The organism is Streptomyces glaucescens, from assembly GCF_002154375.1.
Classification (GTDB): domain Bacteria; phylum Actinomycetota; class Actinomycetes; order Streptomycetales; family Streptomycetaceae; genus Streptomyces; species Streptomyces glaucescens.
The window spans coordinates 30902-44914 of record NZ_MUND01000129.1 but is presented as its reverse complement, the minus strand read 5'-3'; the positions used below and the strand labels follow the sequence as shown (position 1 = coordinate 44914).

The following is a 14013-nucleotide window of genomic DNA, read 5'->3' as shown; positions in this document are numbered from 1 at the left end:
CGCACCCCGGCCGGGGTGCGGCCCTTCGCGCTCTCACGTGCCGTCAGCGGACCTCGGTGATCTCCGGCCCCCGCTGGAGCTGCCCCATGCCGCCGGCGAAGCGGGAGCTGCCCTGGTCGTCCTGCTGGACACTCTCGGGCACCATCTGCGCGTCGTTCGGCAGCTTCAGGACGATCGGGTCGCGGGGCGCCATCGGGCCCTCGCCGCGGACCACGACCGTGTCCCGGAAGATCTGCTCGAGCAGTCCGGCGGCCTGCGGCTGCACCGCGCCCTGCCCCGAGATCACACCGCGCAGGAACCAGCGGGGGCCGTCGACGCCGACGAACCGCACGACCTGGAAACCGCCGGTGCCGTCCGGCAGCTGCACCGGCACCTGGGCGCGCAGCTCCCAGCCCAGCGGTCCCTCGACCTCGTCGACGATGCCACCCTGCTGGGTGATGCCGGCCCCGATCTCCTCGCGCACCTCGCCCCAGATGCCCTCCCGCTTGGGAGCCGCGAAGGCCTGGAGCTGGATGGCGCTGTCGCGCAGCACGACGGTCGCCGCGACGATCGCGTCGCCCGCGACCTCGACCCGCAGCTCCATCCCGTCGACGCCCGGCACGAACAGACCGCCCAGGTCGACCCGGCCCTCGGCCGGGTCACGGACCTCACTGCTGTCCCAGGGGCCGTCGGGCCGGGGCTCCGGCTCCAGCCGCACCCGCTCGCGCTCGCCCTCGTCCGACTTGGTGTCGACGCTGTCGACGACCTGCTCGGCCTCGCCGGCCGCGTCCTCGGCGGCACCCTTCTTCTTGCGACGTCCGAACACGTCACTGTCCTTCCCGGTCGGATACGACCGAAGCGTATCGATACCCACCCGTCGTGCCGCCCACGGCGGCCTGACCGCTTGTGCCGTTCCCGCCGTCCACCGCGGCATGGCCGCCGGTGGAACCGAAGCCCCCCTCGGCCCGCGCGGAGTCGGGAAGCTCCGCCACCTCCTGGAAGCGGACCTTCTCGACCTGCTGGACGACCAGTTGGGCAATCCGGTCGAAGCGCTCGAACCGCACGGCCTCGCGCGGGTCGAGATTCACCACGATCACCTTGATCTCCCCACGGTACCCGGCATCAACCGTCCCCGGGGCATTCACGAGGGCGACACCGCAGCGGGCGGCCAGCCCGGACCGGGGGTGCACGAAGGCCGCGTACCCCTCGGGGAGCGCGATCGACACCCCCGTGGGCAGAACGGCCCGTTCGCCGGGCGCCAGCTCGCACGGCTCGGTGGTGCGCAGATCCGCCCCCGCGTCCCCGGGGTGCTCGTACGCCGGGAGCGGGACGTCGGGGTCGACGCGGCGGATCAGGACGTTCAGCGGCTCGCGGCTCACGGGTTCACCTCGAAGGCACGGGCCCGCCGGAGCTGGTCCGGGTCGTTCATGGCGGCCTGGATCTCTTCGTCCCGGCCGTGGTTGACGAAGTGCTCGACCTTGACCTCGATGAAGAGGGCGTCGGCCCGCACGGCGACCGGCCCGTCGGGGCCGCCGACGCGTCCGGTGGCGGTCGAGTAGATCTTCCGCCCGGCCACCGCGGTCACCTCGGCCTCCAGGTGGAGCGTGGTGCCCACCGGCACGGGCTGCACGAAGTCGGTCTCCAGCCGTCCGGTGACGGCGATGGTGCGCAGCAGCCAGTTCAGCGAGCCCAGCGTCTCGTCCAGTGCGGTGGCGAGGATGCCGCCGTGCGCGAGACCCGGGGCGCCCTGGTGCTCGGGGCGGACCGTGAACTCGGCTGTGATGGACACGCCCTCACCGGCCCGCGCCGCCAGGTGCAGGCCGTGCGGCTGCTCGCCGCCGCAGCCGAAGCACTGGCCGTAGTGCGCGCCGAGGAGTTCGCCGGGCGCGGGGGCGTCGGGGTGCCGCACCGGCTTCGCGGCGTCGGCGGGAGGCTGAAGGCTTGCGGATGTACCACTCACAGGCGCAGACCTTACCCGCGCGTCGGCCCCCCGCCGACACCGTGCCAAGCTTGGATTCATGCAGCTCTCCGCCACCTCGTACGACGAACGCCTCACCGCCCCCCGCTCCTGGTGGCTGATCAGCTTCCTGGTGGGGCTCTCGATGGCCCTCATCCTGCTGCCGTTCGGCACCCTTCCGATGCTCGGCGGCCTGGTCGGCGGCACGGCGGTCGCGGCGGTGGCGGCCAGCTCGTACGGCTCGCAGCGCATCCGCGTGGTGGGCGGCTCGCTGATCGCGGGCGAGGCGAAGATCCCGGTGACGGCGCTGGGCGAGGCCCACGTCCTGGACCCGGAGGAGGCCCGGGCCTGGCGCACCTACAAGGCCGACACCCGCGCCTTCCTGCTGCTGCGGGCCTACATCCCGACGGCGCTGCGGGTGGAGGTCACGGACCCCGAGGACCCGACGCCGTATCTGTACCTGTCGACGCGGGAACCGGAGCGGCTGGCGGCGGCCATCGAGGCGGCCAGGACGGCCACGGCCTCCTGAGCCGGCCGGCACCCACCGGCGCGGACCGCCGCCGGGCTCAGCGGCCGGGTTCTCCCGGTCCGGCGCCGGGTTCCCCGAGGCCGTCCTCCAGCGGCAGCGGCTCGGCCGGCTGCTCCAGCGGTGGCAGGCCGGTCAGCGCGTCCCACGGCACCTGCGTCCTGCGCAGGTCGGCGCGGATCCGCGCGGCGAGCTTGCGGGTGTCACGCCTGTTCATGACCGCGCCGACCGCGGCGCCCACCATGAACGGCATCAGATTCGGCAGGTTGCGGACCATCCGCTTCATGATCTGCTGCCGCAGCTGTTTCCTCATCGGGCCGCCGAAGGCGGCGTTGACCGTGGAGGGCTTGCGGGGGTCGATCCCGCGCTCCTCCGTCCACGAGTTCAGGTAGGCGCTGCTGCGGTCCTTGAGGGTGCCGGGCGGCCGTACGCCGTACACCTCGTGCAGTTCGGCGATGAGCTTGAGCTCGATCGCGGCGACGCCGGTGATCTCGGCGGCCAGTTCCGTCGGCATGGCGGGCGGCACGGGCAGCATGGCGGCGGCGCCCACGCCCGCGCCGACGGTCGCGGAGGCCTTCGAGGCGCCCGCCACCAGCTTGTCGGCCAGCTCCTCGGGGCCGAGGCCCGGGAACTGCCTGCGCAGCGTCGCGAGGTCCCGTACGGGGATGCGCGGCGCCATGTCGATGAGCCGGTCGGCGAGATGCCCGAGGCCCGCGCGGGCCCGCTCGCCGCTCTTGCGGGCGCCGTCCTTCGCCAGTTCTCGCGCCCTGTCCCGGAAGGCGGCCACGCGCCGGCCGGCGGTGGGTGCGGGGCTCTGCGCCGGCACCGGGAGCCCGTCCCGGTCGCCGGCCGCTTCGAGCGAGGCCGACCCCGCCGGGACCTGCCCCGTGCCGGGTGAGCCTCGCTCGTCGTCACGCGCGCCGTGAGGGCCGTCGGACGGCCCCGTGTCCGCTTCCCGGCGGGGGAAGCGGCGCTTCCAGGGTGGGGTCGAGCCAGTCACGGCCGACCCCGCCTCAGTCGCAGTCGCGGCAGATCGGCTGGCCGTTCTTCTCCCGGGCCAGCTGGCTGCGGTGGTGCACCAGGAAGCAGCTCATGCAGGTGAACTCGTCCTGCTGCTTGGGCAGCACCCGGACGGCCAGTTCCTCGTTCGAGAGGTCCGCGCCGGGCAGTTCCAGGCCTTCTGCGGCCTCGAACTCGTCGACGTCTACGGACGACGCCGACTTGTCGTTTCGACGAGCCTTCAGCTCTTCGAGGCTGTCCGAGTCGACGTCGTCGTCGGTCTTGCGTGGAGTGTCGTAATCGGTTGCCATGTCGCTCTCCCCCTCCGGGTGTCTGCGGTGTCTCCAGCGCACGTAACGCGTGAGAGGCCGGACTTGTGCCCGACCCGAGGCGGAGATTTTGCCTCACATCAAGGTCTGTTACTCAATCGACACCCAACCGGACCCCTCGCGAGTGATCGGGTTGGACGGCGATCGGGACCGTACACGGTCCGAATGGCGCACTTCAAAGGCGTCTCACCGTGTACTTCCCGTGATCAAGCCCCCAGAAAACCCGCATTTTCCCGGCTTTCCGGCGGCCTGAGTGTTCACGGAGAGTAGATGGCCTGAAAATCGTTCTTGTGATCGATCACACACGAGACGGCTGTACGGGTGCCCAGAAAATTCCGCGCAAAGCGAACAACCTCGGGTGTGTCCGCCCATGGTCTCAGAGTGGCAGGGTGACTCGCATCACCAGCCCCCCGCCTTCGCGCGGCCGGGCCGCGATGTGCCCGCCGTGCGCCCGGGCCACCGAGCGCACGATGGACAGGCCGAGACCGACGCCCTTGTCGCTGCCCGTGCGCTCGGTGCGCAGCCGCCGGAACGGCTCGAAGAGGTTGTCGATCTCGTACGCCGGGACCACGGGGCCGGTGTTGGTGACCATCAGCACCGCCTGGCCGTGCTGGATCTCGGTGGTGACCTCGACCCAGCCGCCTTCGGGGACGTTGTACCGGACCGCGTTCTGGACCAGGTTGAGGGCGATCCGCTCCAGCAGGACGCCGTTGCCCCGGACCACCGCGGGCTCGCGCTCGCCGCGGATCTCCACGCCCTTGGCCTCGGCCTCGGCGTGCACCTGGTCGACGGCCTGCGAGGCCACCTCGGCCAGGTCGACCGGCTTGCGCTCGACGATCTGGTTGTCGCTGCGCGCGAGCAGCAGCAGGCCCTCCACCAGCTGCTCGCTGCGCTCGTTGGTCGCCAGCAGCGTCTTGCCGAGCTGCTGGAGCTCCACGGGCGCGTTCGGGTCCGACAGGTGCACCTCCAGCAGCGTGCGGTTGATCGCCAGCGGGGTGCGCAGCTCGTGCGAGGCGTTGCCGACGAAGCGCTGCTGGGCGGTGAACGCCCGCTGGAGGCGCTCCAGCATGTCGTCGAAGGTGTCGGCCAGCTCCTTCAGCTCGTCGTCCGGGCCGTCCAGCTCGATCCGGCGGGACAGGTCCGAGCCGGCCACCGCGCGCGCGGTGCGGGTGATCCGGCCGAGCGGCGAGAGCACGCGCCCGGCCATGGCGTAGCCGAAGGCGAAGGCGATCACGGCGAGGCCGAGGAGGGCGAGGAGGGAGCGGCTGAGGAGGGTGTCCAGGGCGACCCGGCGCTGATGGTCGATGCACTCGCTGATCGCGGCGTTGAACTCGGCGAGGGTCAGACTCCTGGAGTTGACCGGGGGACAGTCCTCACTGGCGACCTTGATGTCGGTGCCGTCGACGATCTTGAAGAGCGGTTCGTTGCCGGTGTTGAGGGCTTGGGCCGCCAGCAGGTAGATGATCGACAGCAACAGGATGCCGGCGATCAGGAACATGCCGCCGTACAGCAGCGTGAGCCTTATCCGGATGGTCGGTCGCAGCCAGGGGAACGGCGGCTCCGGCCGTCGGGGGTCCCAGGTGGGTTTCGGAGGCGCCTCGGGCGGCGCGGGGGTGGCGGCCACGGGGTCAGATCCGGTAGCCGGAGCCGGGGACGGTGACGATGACGGGCGGCTCGCCCAGCTTGCGGCGCAGGGTCATGACGGTGACGCGGACCACGTTGGTGAACGGGTCGGTGTTCTCGTCCCAGGCCTTCTCCAGCAGCTGCTCGGCGGAGACGACGGCGCCCTCGCTGCGCATCAGCACCTCCAGGACGGCGAACTCCTTGGGCGCCAGCTGGACCTCCTTGCCCTCGCGGAAGACCTCGCGGCGGTTGGGGTCGAGCTTGATCCCGGCCCGCTCCAGGACGGGCGGCAGCGGCAGGCTGGTGCGCCGGCCGAGAGCACGCACGCGCGCGATCAGCTCGCTGAACGCGAACGGCTTGGGCAGGTAGTCGTCCGCGCCGATCTCCAGGCCCTCGACGCGGTCGCTGACGTCGCCGGAGGCCGTGAGCATCAGCACGCGCGTGGGCATGCCCAGTTCGACGATCTTGCGGCACACGTCGTCGCCGTGCACGAGCGGGAGGTCGCGGTCGAGGACGACCACGTCGTAGTCGTTGACGCCGATGCGTTCCAGGGCGGCCGCACCGTCGTACACGACGTCGACGGCCATGGCCTCCCGGCGCAGCCCGGTGGCCACCGCATCGGCGAGCAGCTGCTCGTCCTCGACGACGAGTACGCGCACGTCGCTTGTCCTTCCTGTGGCCGCCCGCGCGGCCGATGGGCGCACGCGGGCAGGGGGTGGTGGGTGTGTTGGCCTCCATCCTGCCCTTTTCGGCCGTAAGTCGGCGGTAAGCCGGGTGGGTCCAGGGACCTGTCCGACACCGCGGGGCGGGCGGGAGGCGCCGGACAGGTCCTCGGGGCAGGGACCCGGCGAGGCCCGGGAACGGCGGAGGCCTGAGGCACGCGGGAGGCTCGGGGGACGCCGGGGCGAAGCTCCGGGAAACGGCCGGCGGCGGTTCGGTGCGTCCGCGGCGGGGGCCCGGGAATGCCAGATTTTCTGCTCCGGTTGAGGTTTCCGCGGAAGGGAGCGGGGGGAGGACGGTTTACACCCCGCGATCACGCTCTGCTTGTGCCGCAGCACCATGCGGTACGCCGCGGTCCGCTTCGCAGAGTGGGCGTGGGTGTCCGGCGCCGTCGCCGCCCAGCAGGGCAGCGCTGGGCACTCATGGGAGACGTGATCGCCCCTTCCGAACCGGCACACCCCCGTGCCATCGACCCACGACCCAGGACGAGGGGGCGCAGCATGGACGCATTCACCGCAGGACTTCTGCAGCGCATAAGGGCGACCGAGTCCGACCTGACGCGGGCTCGTGACGAGGGCGACGACTTCCTCGTCGAGGTGGAGCAGGGTGAGCTCGACGACCTGCGCCGCCTCGCCGCCGAACATGGCGTGGAAGTCGGCGCGTACCGCGTCTGACCGGTCCACCCGTTATGAGGCGGGCCCCGGCGAATCCATCGCCGGGGCCCGCTTCGTCGTCGTACGGCGTCGCACGGACTCAGTCGTGCCAGGCGCCCAGGTCCTCCAGGAGCCGCTGGAGGGGCTCGAAGACGCCCGGGGCAGCCGCGACCGTCAGCTCGCGTGAGGGGCGCTCTCCGGGCCGTCCACCGGTCAGCGCGCCCGCCTCCCGGGCGATCAGGTCCCCCGCCGCGAGGTCCCAGGGATGCAGCCCGCGCTCGTAGTAGCCGTCGAGGCGGCCCGCGGCGACGTCGCACAGGTCGATCGCGGCGGAGCCGCCGCGCCGGATGTCCCGCAGCAGCGGGATCAGCCGCTGGACGATGTCGGCCTGGCGGGCGCGGACGTCGGTGACGTAGTTGAAGCCGGTGGAGACCAGCGCCTGGTCCAGCGGGGGTGCCGGGCGGCAGCGCAGCTCGCGCTCACCGTCCCAGGAGCCGGTGGCGCGGGCGCCGCGTCCGCGGACGGCGCTGTACGTCTCGCCGCGCATGGGGGCCGCGACGACGCCGACCACCGTCTCGCCGTCCTGTTCGGCGGCGATGGAGACGGCCCAGGTGGGCAGCCCGTAGAGGTAGTTCACGGTGCCGTCGAGCGGGTCGATCACCCAGCGGATGCCGCTGGTGCCCTCCGTGGCGGCGCCCTCTTCGCCGAGGAAGCCGTCGTCGGGGCGGCGCTCGGCGAGGAAGCCGGTGATCAGCTTCTCGGCGGCGATGTCCATCTCGGTGACCACGTCGATGGGGCTCGACTTGGTGGCGGCGACACCGAGGTCCGCCGGGCGGCCGTCGCGCAGCAGCTCGCCTGCCCGGCGGGCGGCCTCCTGGGCGAGGGCGAGCAGGTCCGTGTGCAGGGGGTCGGTCACGGCGCTCCTCACGTGTAGGGGCTGTCGGCGCCCGCGGCGGCGGGCCGGGGGGCGCGGGCCGGGCAGCAGCCGGCCGGGCACAGGTTGTGGCTCGCGCCGAGCGCGCCGAGGGCGCAGGGCGTGACCTCCTGCCCGCGTTCGACGGCGGAGCGCTCCAGGAGCAGGTCGCGGACGGCGGCGGCGAACCGCGGGTCGGCGCCGACGGTGGCCGAGCGGCGCACCGGCAGGCCCAGCTCCTCGGCCTTGGCCGTGGCCTCGGTGTCGAGGTCGTACAGGACCTCCATGTGGTCGGAGACGAACCCGATGGGGGCCATGACGACGGCCGGGACCCCGGCGGCGTGCCGCTCCTCCAGGTGGTCGCAGATGTCGGGCTCCAGCCACGGGATGTGCGGGGCGCCGGAGCGGGACTGGTAGACGAGCTGCCAGGGGTGGTCGACGCCGGTCCGCTCGCGGACGGCGTCGGCGATCAGCCGCGCGACGTCCAGGTGCTGCCGGACGTAGGCGCCGCCGTCGCCGTGCTCCTCGGCCGGGCCGGAGGTGTCGGCCGCGGAGACCGGGATGGAGTGGGTGGTGAAGGCGATGTGGGCGCCGTCGCGGATCTCCTCGGGGAGGTCGGCGAGGGACTCCAGGACACCGTCGACCATGGGCTCGACGAAGCCCGGGTGGTTGAAGTAGTGCCGCAGCTTGTCGATCTTCGGCAGTTCCAGGCCCTCGGCCTCCAGGGCGGCGAGGGAGTCGGCGAGGTTCTCGCGGTACTGACGGCAGCCCGAGTAGGAGGCGTAGGCGCTGGTGGCCAGGACCAGGATGCGGCGGCGGCCGTCGCGGACCATCTCGCGCAGGGTGTCCGTGAGGTACGGCGCCCAGTTGCGGTTGCCCCAGTACACCGGCAGGTTCAGGCCGTGGCCGGCGAAGTCCTTGCGCAGGGCGTCCAGCAGGGCACGGTTCTGGTCGTTGATCGGGCTGACCCCGCCGAACAGGAAGTAGTGCTGCCCGACTTCCTTCAGGCGTTCCTTGGGGATGCCGCGCCCGCGCGTCACGTTCTCCAGGAACGGGACCACGTCGTCCGGCCCTTCCGGGCCGCCGAAGGAGAGCAGGAGCAGGGCGTCGTAGGGGGTGGCATCGAGCGCGTCTGGCATGGGACCGATCCTGCCACCCGCCACCGACAGTGCGGCAACGGCGGGGGCGGGGACGCGCTCCGGGCTGGTCCCGAGGGGTGCGTTAGGGTGACCTAACTCGTAAGCTGTATCGACCATCTTTATGCCTTACGGGCGCGTGCGTGCCGCCATGTCGCCGCATGCCGCAGCATGTCCGCGTCCACCCGCCCGCCTGACCGAGCCGCCGGAGAGCCCCGTGCCCAGCCCGTATCGCGCCCTGTTCGCCGCCCCCGGCTCCAAGGCGTTCTCCGCCGCCGGTTTCCTCGGCCGGATGCCGCTGTCGATGATGGGCATCGGCGTCGTCACGATGATCTCCCAGCTCACCGGGCGCTACGGGCTCGCGGGCGCGCTCTCGGCGACGATCGCGCTGTCGGCGGCGGTGGCCGGTCCGCAGGTGTCCCGGCTGGTGGACCAGTACGGACAGCGGCGGGTCCTGCGTCCCGCGACGCTGGTCTCGCTGGCCGCGGGCGCGCTGCTGCTGTTCGCCGCGCACTACGAGTGGGCGGACTGGGTGCTGTTCGTGGCCTGTGTCGGCATCGGCTGCGTGCCGAGCGTCGGCGCGATGATCCGGGCCCGCTGGGCGGCCGTCTACCGGGGCACCCCGCAGCTGCACACCGCGTACTCGTTCGAGTCCGTGGTGGACGAGGTCTGCTTCATCTTCGGGCCGATCATCTCCATCGGCCTGTCCACGACCTGGTTCCCGGAGGCCGGGCCGCTGCTCGCGGGCTGCTTCCTGGCGGTCGGCGTCTTCTGGCTGACCGCGCAGCGCGCCACCGAGCCCGCCCCGCACCCGCGCGCGGAGCACGGCCGGGGCCGCAGCGCGCTGCGCGCCCCCGGGCTCCAGGTCCTCGTCGTCACGTTCGTGGCGACCGGCGCGATCTTCGGCGCGGTCGACGTGGTCACCGTGGCCTTCGCCGACGAGCAGGGGCACAAGGGCGCGGCCAGCCTCGTCCTCGCGCTGTACGCGGCGGGCTCCTGTGTGGCGGGGGCCGTCTTCGGGCTGCTGCACTTCAAGGGGGCGCCCGAACCTCGCTGGCTGCTGGGTGTGTGTGCGATGGCCGTGAGTATGATCCCCCTCCTACTGGTCGGGAACCTGCCGTTTCTGGCCGTGGCGCTCTTCGTCGCGGGTCTGTCCATCGCTCCCACGATGATCACGACGATGTCCCTCATCGAAGAGCACGTACCACGCGCGCAGTTGACCGAGGGCATGACCTGGGTGAGCACCGGTCTCGCGGTGGGGGTCGCCCTCGGCTCCTCGGCGGCCGGCTGGGTGATCGACGCCGCCGGCGCGCGTGCCGGGTACGGGGTTCCGGCGGTGTCCGGTGCCGTCGCGGTCGCGGTCGGTTTCCTCGGTTACCGCCGGCTCAAGCGGCCGGCTCCGGGTCGGGGAGGCACCGTTGAGCAGCACAGCGAGCGGGAAGAACGGCACGTGGCGTAACTGGGGCGGCAATGTCGCCGCCCGCCCCGCGCGGGAGGTGACTCCGGCGACGGTGGAGGAACTGGCCGCGGCGGTGCTCAGGGCGGCGGAGGACGGCCTGCCGGTGAAGGCCGTCGGTACGGGGCACTCCTTCACGTCCATAGCCGCCACCGGCGGGGTCCTGATACGCCCGGAGCTGCTGACCGGCATCCGTGACATCGACCGGGAGGCCGGCACGGTCACGGTTCTGGCCGGCACTCCGCTCAAGCGGCTCAACCTGGCCCTGGCCCGCGAGGGTCTGTCGCTGACCAACATGGGCGACATCATGGAGCAGACCGTCGCGGGCGCCACCAGCACCGGCACCCACGGCACCGGCCGCGACTCCGGCTCGATCGCCGCCCAGATCACCGCGCTGGAGATGGTCACCGCCGACGGCTCGGTGCTCACCTGCTCCGCGGAGGAGAACCCGGAGGTCTTCGCGGCGGCCCGGATCGGCCTGGGGGCCCTGGGCATCGTCACCGCGATCACCCTCGCCGTGGAGCCCGTCTTCCTGCTCCACGCGCGCGAGGAGCCGATGCCGCTGGACCGGGTGCTCGCCGAGTTCGACGAGCTGTGGGCGGAGAACGAGCACTTCGAGTTCTACTGGTTCCCGCACACCGGCAGCACCACCACCAAGCGGAACAACCGCAGCGCCGGGCCGGAGCGGCCGGTGAGCCCGCTCAAGGGCTGGTTCGAGGACGAGTTCCTGTCCAACGGGGTCTTCCAGGCGGCCAGCTGGGTCGGCCGCGCGGCGCCCGCCGCCATCCCCGCCATCGCCCGGATCTCCAGCAAGGCGCTGTCCGCGCGGAGCTACACCGACATCCCTTACAAGGTCTTCACGTCGCCGCGCCGGGTGCGCTTCGTGGAGATGGAGTACGCCGTCCCGCGCGAGGCCGTGGTGGACACCCTGCGCGAGCTGAAGGCGATGGTCGACCGCTCCCCGCTGCGGATCAGCTTCCCGGTCGAGGTGCGCACCGCCCCGGCCGACGACATCACGCTGTCCACGGCGTCCGGCCGGGACAGCGCGTACATCGCCGTCCACATGTTCCGCGGCACGCCCTACCAGCGGTACTTCACCGCCGCCGAGCGCATCTTCACGGCGCACGAGGGGCGCCCGCACTGGGGCAAGGTGCACACGCGCGACGCGGAGTACTTCGCCGGGGTGTACCCGCGCTTCGGCGAGTTCACGGCGCTGCGGGACCGGCTGGACCCGGAGCGGCGCTTCCGGAACGACTACTTGCGCCGGGTTCTGGGGGCGTAGCGGACGGGGCCGGCGGGGACGGCGTCCCGGCGCTCGTCTCCCCGCCGCCCGCCCCGCTCTCCCCGCCGGTCTCCCCGGGGGCGGTCGGGGCGGGCGTCGGGCTGCCGGCCGTACCGCCGTCGCCGCCGGACGGCGTGCCGTCACCCTGTTCGCCGGGAGCCCGGGACGGTGAGGCGGAGGGCGTGCCCCCACCGGGACCGCCGGTCTCCCCCGTGTCCTCCGACGCCCCGGAACTGGAACGGCCCGAGTCCGAGCCCGAGTCGGAATCGGAGTCGGAATCGGAGTCGGAGGACGACGTGCCCTGCCGCGTCAGCGCGCCGCCGACCGTCGTCCCGCCCCGGCCGCTGAAGCTGTCGCCGGAAGCCAGTTCGTACGCCGTGATGCCGGTCATGGTGATGCCGAAGACCACGGCCGCCGCCGGCGCCCAGCGCTTCCAGCCGCGCACGCGCGCGCGGTAGACGGCTCCCTCGGAGAACTCCCCCGGTGCGGAAGGCGCTTGCGGGGCCGCCCCCATCGCCACCCGTACCGGTGTCCTGCCGGTCCGCAGTTGTTCGCCGGTCCGCTTGAAGAAGTGCTGGAACAGCGAACCGCCGCAGGTGGCGATGACGCTGACCACGCCCGCGCCCGCGATCGTCCCGTACACCCCGAAGGAGGAGGCGAGTTTGGCCGCCAGGACCGCGGCCACCGCGCTGCCCGCGACCTGGGGAACGCTGAGGTCGATCCGCTTCTGCTGCACCTCCTTCTCGGGCGCCTCGGAACTCGACTCCCGGACGACATCGGGCTTTTCACGCATTCCCGGGCCTTGCCTGCCTTTCCCGCACCAGATCGACTTGCCGTACGAGAGGGGGACGTACGACCGAAACCGCTAGTTCCGATTCTGGTGATTCCGTGAAGTACGCCACGTTCCTGATCACGAAAATCGGCCACGGACGGTCAAGTCCCACGCCACGCGAGAAGTTCGGCGGCGCGCCGATCCACGCACGTGGTCCGAATGGAGTACTGTTGCGAGCCCTGGGTCCGGTCTCCCGCCAGGGTGTCCGGGGCCCGTCAAGGACCGCCGGGAGGGGGCTTGTTGCACAGGGTGACGACGTTGGTCACTTAGCGTTGCGAATAGGTAACCGTGCCATAACGGCGATCCAGGGCCCTTGCCCGACACGCCGGGCAACTCGGCAAGGTTGTGGCAGGCTGCACCCGGGCAGGCCACACTCGACTAGCGGAAGCAGCGACGCACGTGACGTCGGCAGGCACCACCCGGGAGGTCCCCATGCCCGAACTGCGTGTCGTGGCCGTCTCCAATGACGGCACACGGCTGGTGCTGAAGGCTGCGGACAGCACGGAGTACACGCTTCCGATCGACGAACGGCTCCGCGCCGCCGTGCGCGGCGACCGTCCCCGCCTCGGCCAGATCGAGATCGAGGTGGAGAGCCATCTCCGCCCCCGCGACATCCAGGCGCGTATACGCGCGGGTGCGACCGCGGAAGAGGTCGCCCAGATGGCCGGCATCCCCGTCGATCGCGTACGCCGCTTCGAGGGTCCCGTGCTGGCCGAGCGCGCCTTCATGGCCGAGCGGGCCCGCAAGACCCCGGTCCGCCGCCCCGGCGAGAACTCCGGTCCGCTGCTCGGCGAGGCCGTCCAGGAGCGGTTGCTGCTGCGCGGTGCCGAGAAGGACACCGTCCAGTGGGACTCCTGGCGCCGCGACGACGGCACCTGGGAGGTGCTGCTCGTCTATCGCGTCGCGGGCGAGCCGCACTCGGCGAGCTGGACGTACGACCCGCCCCGGCGGCTCGTGCAGGCCGTCGACTCCGAGGCGCGCTCGCTGATCGGCGAGTCCGACGACCTCGGGGCGCCCGAGCCCAGCTTCCCGTTCGTGCCGCGGATCGCCCGGCTGCCGCGGGACCGCGCGCTGGCCGGATCCCTCGACAGGGACCGCGACCGGGAGCGGGAGCGGGAGCGGCCGAGCCTGCCCGCACCGGTGCCCGAGCCCGCGGAGGAGACCGCGGCGACGGCGTCGGGCGAGCGGGACTCGCTGACCAGCCTGCTGGAGGCCGTGCCGAGCTTCCGCGGGGACCTCGTGGTGCCCGAACGGGCCGAGGCCACGGAGGAACCCGATGACGACGAGCCCGCGGTGGAGGAGCCGCCGCCGCCCGCCGCCTCGGCCGGTTCCGCCTACGCCGACGTCCTCATGCCCCGCTCGGTGGGCAGCCACCGCGACCGCCTGATCGGTGCCACCGACCGCCAGGCCGAAGCGGACGGCGTCCGCCCGGGCCGCCGGGCGGCCGTCCCCAGCTGGGACGAGATCGTCTTCGGCACACGCCGCAAGAAGCAGGAGTAACCGGCCGTACGAGAGGTCCGGGCCCGCGCCGTGAACGGCGCGGGCCCGGACCTCTCGTACGTCTGGCGCAGACGGGGAGCGACTTGGGGCGCAGCGGGAGTGACCGGG

Annotated in this window: 15 protein-coding genes; 5 read left to right on the top strand and 10 right to left on the bottom strand. The window is 72.5% G+C overall.

Going from position 1 to position 14013, the window contains the following annotated elements; all coding sequences use genetic code 11:
- Window positions 1–43: 43 nt before the first annotated feature.
- The 3 genes from CCN42_RS09755 to CCN42_RS09745 are packed head-to-tail and all read right to left on the bottom strand — an operon-like array spanning window position 44 to window position 1939.
- Complete coding sequence (locus CCN42_RS09755; RefSeq protein ID WP_086734608.1) at window positions 44–805, bottom strand: DUF3710 domain-containing protein; 762 nt, start codon at window positions 803–805, stop codon at window positions 44–46.
- Window position 806: 1 nt separating this feature from the next.
- On the bottom strand, window positions 807–1358 hold the full coding sequence (gene dut, locus CCN42_RS09750) for a dUTP diphosphatase (RefSeq protein ID WP_086168391.1): 552 nt from the start codon (window positions 1356–1358) through the stop codon (window positions 807–809).
- Window positions 1355–1939: a PaaI family thioesterase gene (locus CCN42_RS09745; protein ID WP_086734606.1), complete on the bottom strand. Its 585-nt coding sequence runs from the start codon at window positions 1937–1939 to the stop codon at window positions 1355–1357. Before CCN42_RS09745 ends, dut begins: the two co-directional genes overlap by 4 nt.
- Before the next feature lie 58 nt (window positions 1940–1997).
- Between CCN42_RS09745 and CCN42_RS09740 the strand changes: the two genes are divergently transcribed.
- Entirely contained in the window at window positions 1998–2465 is a 468-nt protein-coding gene (locus tag CCN42_RS09740) for a DUF3093 domain-containing protein (protein ID WP_086734605.1), read from the top strand.
- A 37-nt stretch (window positions 2466–2502) separates the two neighbouring features.
- On the opposite strand, the gene CCN42_RS09735 is transcribed toward CCN42_RS09740, so the two are convergent.
- The 4 genes from CCN42_RS09735 to CCN42_RS09720 all read right to left on the bottom strand — a co-directional run bounded on the left by CCN42_RS09735 (window position 2503) and on the right by CCN42_RS09720 (window position 6072).
- Window positions 2503–3462 carry a hypothetical protein gene (locus CCN42_RS09735; RefSeq protein ID WP_086734603.1) on the bottom strand — a complete coding sequence of 320 codons (960 nt, stop codon included), beginning with the start codon at window positions 3460–3462 and terminating at the stop codon, window positions 2503–2505.
- Window positions 3463–3475: 13 nt separating this feature from the next.
- Window positions 3476–3772: a DUF4193 domain-containing protein gene (locus tag CCN42_RS09730; protein WP_043504706.1), complete on the bottom strand. Its 297-nt coding sequence runs from the start codon at window positions 3770–3772 to the stop codon at window positions 3476–3478.
- 394 nt (window positions 3773–4166) lie between these two features.
- Window positions 4167–5414, bottom strand: a complete 1248-nt coding sequence (locus CCN42_RS09725; protein WP_086734602.1) for a sensor histidine kinase — start codon at window positions 5412–5414, stop codon at window positions 4167–4169.
- Window positions 5415–5418: 4 nt separating this feature from the next.
- Window positions 5419–6072, bottom strand: a complete 654-nt coding sequence (locus CCN42_RS09720; RefSeq protein ID WP_086734600.1) for a response regulator transcription factor — start codon at window positions 6070–6072, stop codon at window positions 5419–5421.
- 561 nt (window positions 6073–6633) lie between these two features.
- On the opposite strand from CCN42_RS09720, the gene CCN42_RS43215 reads away from it, so the two are divergent.
- On the top strand, window positions 6634–6807 hold the full coding sequence (locus tag CCN42_RS43215; RefSeq protein WP_167551858.1) for a hypothetical protein: 174 nt from the start codon (window positions 6634–6636) through the stop codon (window positions 6805–6807).
- Window positions 6808–6886: 79 nt separating this feature from the next.
- On the opposite strand, the gene CCN42_RS09715 is transcribed toward CCN42_RS43215, so the two are convergent.
- Window positions 6887–7702: an inositol monophosphatase family protein gene (locus CCN42_RS09715; RefSeq protein ID WP_086734611.1), complete on the bottom strand. Its 816-nt coding sequence runs from the start codon at window positions 7700–7702 to the stop codon at window positions 6887–6889.
- Between the two features lie 8 nt (window positions 7703–7710).
- Window positions 7711–8838, bottom strand: coding sequence for a ferrochelatase (locus CCN42_RS09710; RefSeq protein ID WP_086734599.1), 1128 nt, complete (start codon window positions 8836–8838; stop codon window positions 7711–7713).
- A 214-nt stretch (window positions 8839–9052) separates the two neighbouring features.
- Between CCN42_RS09710 and CCN42_RS09705 the strand changes: the two genes are divergently transcribed.
- The gene (locus CCN42_RS09705) at window positions 9053–10294 is read left to right on the top strand and encodes an MFS transporter (RefSeq protein WP_086734597.1); all 1242 of its coding nucleotides are present in this window, start codon (window positions 9053–9055) and stop codon (window positions 10292–10294) included.
- Window positions 10254–11573, top strand: coding sequence for a D-arabinono-1,4-lactone oxidase (locus CCN42_RS09700; RefSeq protein WP_086734596.1), 1320 nt, complete (start codon window positions 10254–10256; stop codon window positions 11571–11573). Before CCN42_RS09705 ends, CCN42_RS09700 begins: the two co-directional genes overlap by 41 nt.
- Here the strand turns inward: CCN42_RS09700 and CCN42_RS09695 are convergent.
- The gene (locus tag CCN42_RS09695) at window positions 11497–12366 is read right to left on the bottom strand and encodes a hypothetical protein (protein WP_086734594.1); all 870 of its coding nucleotides are present in this window, start codon (window positions 12364–12366) and stop codon (window positions 11497–11499) included. The two genes, CCN42_RS09700 and CCN42_RS09695, sit on opposite strands and share 77 nt — an antisense overlap.
- Before the next feature lie 471 nt (window positions 12367–12837).
- Here CCN42_RS09695 and sepH point away from each other — a divergent pair, with 471 nt between their 5' ends.
- Window positions 12838–13905 carry a septation protein SepH gene (sepH, locus tag CCN42_RS09690; protein ID WP_086734592.1) on the top strand — a complete coding sequence of 356 codons (1068 nt, stop codon included), beginning with the start codon at window positions 12838–12840 and terminating at the stop codon, window positions 13903–13905.
- Window positions 13906–14013 lie beyond the last annotated feature (108 nt).